This window comes from Stenotrophomonas sp. HMWF003, assembly GCF_003061285.1.
In the GTDB taxonomy this organism is placed as follows: Bacteria; Pseudomonadota; Gammaproteobacteria; order Xanthomonadales; family Xanthomonadaceae; genus Stenotrophomonas; species Stenotrophomonas maltophilia_AP.
In genome coordinates, this window is the sequence record NZ_QAIW01000474.1 from 442 (window position 1) to 4,772 (window position 4,331).

Here is a 4,331-nt window from a genome sequence, read left to right on the forward strand (position 1 = left end):
CGTCGTAGACATCGCTCTTGGCGAACTGCCGCGCCACCGCCAGCTCCGACAGCGGGCGCAGCAGCGAGTAGTAATGCAGGTCGGCGGCCACGTGCTGCTCCAGGTATTCCCCGAACGCCTGCTCGAAGGCCCAGCCCTTGGACCACTGGTGGTTCACCTCGCCGGTGCCGGGAATCTGGCTGCCGTAGCTGGCCGAGCGCTCGTTGGAGAACACCACCTGGTCCACGCCCTGCAGCAGCGCGGCCAGCACCATGATCGCCGAGTTCACCGCGGTCACCGGGATATGCCCGTTCCATGCGCCCTGGCGGTTCAATTCGAACAGTTCCGGGGCCAGCGCGCGGCCGATGTTCAGGGCAGGCAGGCCGGTGCGTTCGGCGCAGGCGCGGATCAACTGCGAACCGCCGATCCAGGTGACGGTCTCGGCAATGCCCAGCCCGCGCAGGGCTTCGATGCTGACCAGCGAATCCTTGCCGCCGCCAATGGCCACCAGCGCGTGTTCGCGCAGGCCTACCGCCGGGGCGCTGAACGCCTCGCCGTCCACGGGCAGGCGGAAGCGCCCGCGAAGGTTCAGGCCGTTGCGGTAGGCGAACTCGCCCAGGCCGTTGAGATAGATCTCCTCCACCAGCGCCGCGGTCGCCGCATCGATGCTGTAGCTGTCGATGCGGACCTGGTCGGGCACGCCGGCCTTGTAGTAGCTCACGCCGGCAATCAGGTGGAGCAGGCGCAGGGCACGCTGCACCGCCTCGGCACGCGCGCCGTCCAGCGCGAACGGCGCGCCCGGAATGGTGACCGTCTCGGTCAGCTCGGGGCCGTCGTCGAAGGCATAGACCAGCTGCGCCACGCCGGTATCCGCGGCGAAATCGCAGCGGACGAAGCGGAAAACGGCAACCTGGTGTTTATCGAAAGCAGTCATGGTGTATCCGGTTCAGAGGGCGGCCGTGCGTGTGCACGGCGCGTCTTCAAGGGTGGGCGGCAGGCGGCGGTCAAGGACCGTCATCGATGACGTCCTCGCGCGGCAGCTCGCGCTGGTTGTAGGTGTTGGCCATGACGTAACCGTAGGCACCGGCATCGGCGATCAGCATCACATCGTCCGGCGCGGTCGAGACCGGCAGCTTGCGGCGCTTGCCGAACACATCGCTGGACTCGCAGATCGGGCCGACCACGTCGAACGCGGCCTCGGCGTAGCCGCCGAGCCGACTCAGGTTCTCGATGTCGTGCCAGGCGTCATACAGGGCCGGGCGCATCAGCGTGTTCATGCCGGCATCCAGGCCCACGCGGCGCACGCCGTCCTTTTCGATCACCTGGGTGGCCGTGGCCAGCAGCACGCCCGATTCGGCCACCAGGTAGCGGCCCGGTTCGATCGCCAGCCGGAACGCCGGGTGCACGGCCTTGACCTCGGCCAGGCCGACTGCCCAGGCGTCCAGGTCGAACGGTTCGTCGTCGGCGCTGTACGGAATGGGCAGGCCACCGCCGATGTCGATGGTTTCCACGCTGCCGATGCGCCGCGCGAAACCGGCCAGCTCATCGCACATCAGGCGCCAGTGCTGCGCGGTTTCCACGCCACTGCCCAGGTGCGCATGCAGGCCCACCACGCGGGTGCCCAGCTCGGTGGCCAGGCGCACGAACTCGTCCACGCGGGCGATCGGCAGGCCGAACTTGGAGTCCTTGCCGCCGGTACGGACCTTGGCGTGGTGGCCTTCGCCACGGCCCAGGTCCACGCGCAGCCACAGCTCGCGGTTGCGGAACAGGTCCGGCCAACGCTGCAGCGCTTCCACGTTGTCCACGGTCACGGTGACACCCAGCGCGAACGCGGCGTCGTACTCGGCCCGCGGGGCGAAGCTGGGGGTGAACAGCACGCGCCGCGGCGACAGCGTGGGCAACGTGTTGAACACGTGCTTGAGCTCGCCGTGCGACACGCACTCCAGGCCGAAGCCTTCCTGCTCCAGCACTTCCAGGATGGCCGGGTGCGAATTGGCCTTGATCGCGTAGTAGCGCTGGTCGATGGCCTTGATCGCGGTCAGCGCGCGCGCACGCGCCCGCACCGTGGGCAGGTTGTACACGTAGCGCGGCGTACCGGCCTGGGCGAGCGTCAGCAGGTGCGCGCGCTGGCCCCGCCACCAGGCGGTTTCGCGCGGGCGCACGGTGCCGGCGATCTCGCGCCAGCGCGGGCCGAACACTTCGCCCTCTTCCACCGGCATCGCACCGCTGTCGATCAGCTCGGCGTGCAGGATCGGCAGCAGGCCGTCGGCGTCGGCTTCATCGATGACGAAGGTCAGGTTGAGGTCGTTGGACGACTGCGAAATCATGTGCACACGCTCGCGCCCGAACGTGGCCCACACGTCCGACAGCTTGTGCAGCAGCGAACGCATCCCGCGCCCGACCAGGGTGATCGCCGCGCACGGCACGATGATCTTGACCTTGCAGATCTGCGACAGGTCCGCCGACAGCGCGGCCAGCACGTCGGTGTTGACCAGGTTCTCGGACGGGTCCAGCGACACGGTGACGTTGGTTTCGGCCGAACCGATCAGGTCCACCGACAGCCCGTGCTTCTTGAACAGCCCGAACACGTCGGCCAGGAAGCCGACCTGCTGCCACATGCCGATGCCTTCCATGGACACCAGCACGATGCCGTTGCGGCGGCTGATCGCCTTCACCCCCGGCACCGGCGCGGCGTTGCCGTCGATGCTGGTGCCCGGCAGTTCCGGGCGCTCGGTGTCCAGGATGGCCATCGGCACGCCGGCGTCGCGGCACGGCTTGATCGAGCGCGGGTGCAGCACCTTGGCGCCAGTGGTGGCGATTTCCTGCGCTTCGTAATAGTCCAGGCGGGTCAGCAGGCGCGCATCGGGCACGTCGCGCGGGTTGGCGCTGAACATGCCCGGCACGTCGGTCCAGATCTCCACGCGGCTGGCGCCGAGCAGCGCGCCGAAGTACGCCGCCGAAGTGTCCGAGCCGCCGCGGCCGAGAATGGCGGTGCCGCCATCGGCATGCCGCGAAATGAAGCCCTGGGTGATCAGCATGCGCGTGGGCTGGGCGCGGAAACGCGCGGCCCAGTCGGCATCGGCGCGCCACTGGCAGTTCACCGACAGCCGCTGCGACCAGTCGCTCTGGTTGGGCTGCGGCGGCAGCGCATCCAGCCACTGCCGCGCGTCCATCCAGCCGAAGTCCAGGCCGCTGGCATGCAGGTAGGCCGCGCCCACGGTGGAGGACAGCAGCTCGCCCTGGCCCAGCACGTCGGCCTGCCAGTCCAGCGGGCGGCTGGCCGCGCGCGGGTCGTCGAGCAGCCCGGACAAGCCGGCCAGGCGTTCATCCAGCGCGGTGGCGTCCAGCCCCAGCTCGACCAGGAACTCGCGGTGGCGGGCCACCAGCGCGTCCACGCGGGCGCGGCTGTCGGCGGCACCGTCGGCAATGGCGGTCAGTTCATTGGTGACCCCGGACAACGCCGACACCACCACCAGAACGCGCGCGCCGGTCTCTTCCGCACGTTTTTTCGCCAGCTTCCCGATCGTGTCCCAGCGGTGACGACGCGACACGGAGGTGCCGCCGAACTTCAGTACGATCCAACGATCGACAAGGGGGGAAGCTGACATGGAAGTAAAGAGGGTTTCGTAGTGAGGGGGGGGGGATTCGCCCGGCACACCGGCCGAACTCCCGATTCTATGCCAAGCCCGGCCCCGGCAGGGCCTGCGCGGGCACCTGGGCCGCGCCGACGCCGGGCCCGGGGCCGTCCCGGATTGGTAAGCTGCCCGACCGTTTCGCAGACCCTGACGCCATGACTTCCCGCCGTTTCCTGCAGTTGGACGTGTTTTCCCCCTACCCCGGCGCCGGCAACCCCCTGGCGGTGGTGCTGGATGCCGAAGGCCTGGACGAGGCGGCGATGCAGGCCATTGCCCGCTGGACCCGGCTGCCGGAGACCACCTTCGTGTTCGCGCCGGAAGCGCCGGGCAGCAGCTACCGCCTGCGCATGTTCAGCCCGCAGAAGGAAGTGCCCTTCGCCGGCCACCCCAGCGTGGGCACCGCGCATGCGGTGCTGGAGGAGGCCGTGGCAGCGCCGGTGGACGGCGTGCTGGTGCAGGACGGCATCGCCGGCACCCTGCCCTTGCAGGTGGACGGCACGGGCGCGGCCCGCACCATCGCCATCCGCACCCCGCGCGCCAGCGTGGCCGAGGTGGCGCAGCCGAACGACCCGCGCCTGCAGGCCGCCCTGGCCGGCTGGTCGCTGGGCGCATTGCCGCCGGCGCGCATGGCCGGTGGGCGCAGCTGGTGGGTGGTGGAACTGCGCGATGAGGCCACGCTGCGTGCGCTGCGGCCGGACTGGGACGCGATCGCCGCAC

At 69.9% G+C, this 4,331-nt stretch carries 2 protein-coding genes and 1 pseudogene; 1 reads left to right on the top strand and 2 read right to left on the bottom strand.

What is annotated here, in order from left to right:
- Positions 1 to 913, bottom strand: a pseudogene (locus tag DBR34_RS21150) (endonuclease domain-containing protein); the annotation flags it as partial.
- Positions 914 to 983: 70 nt separating this feature from the next.
- Complete coding sequence (locus DBR34_RS21155) at positions 984 to 3,587, bottom strand: bifunctional aspartate kinase/diaminopimelate decarboxylase (RefSeq protein ID WP_128098242.1); 2,604 nt, start codon at positions 3,585 to 3,587, stop codon at positions 984 to 986.
- Positions 3,588 to 3,769: 182 nt separating this feature from the next.
- Between DBR34_RS21155 and DBR34_RS21160 the strand changes: the two genes are divergently transcribed.
- Positions 3,770 to 4,331, top strand: a 562-nt coding sequence (locus tag DBR34_RS21160) for a PhzF family phenazine biosynthesis isomerase (RefSeq protein WP_146186905.1), incomplete at its 3' end; no start/stop codon positions are given.

What these genes read in the sequence shown, in the direction of transcription:
- DBR34_RS21155 (WP_128098242.1), bottom strand. Translation starts at nt 3,587, where the DNA reads ATGTCAGCTTCCCCCCTTGTCGATCGTTGGATCGTACTGAAGTTCGGC.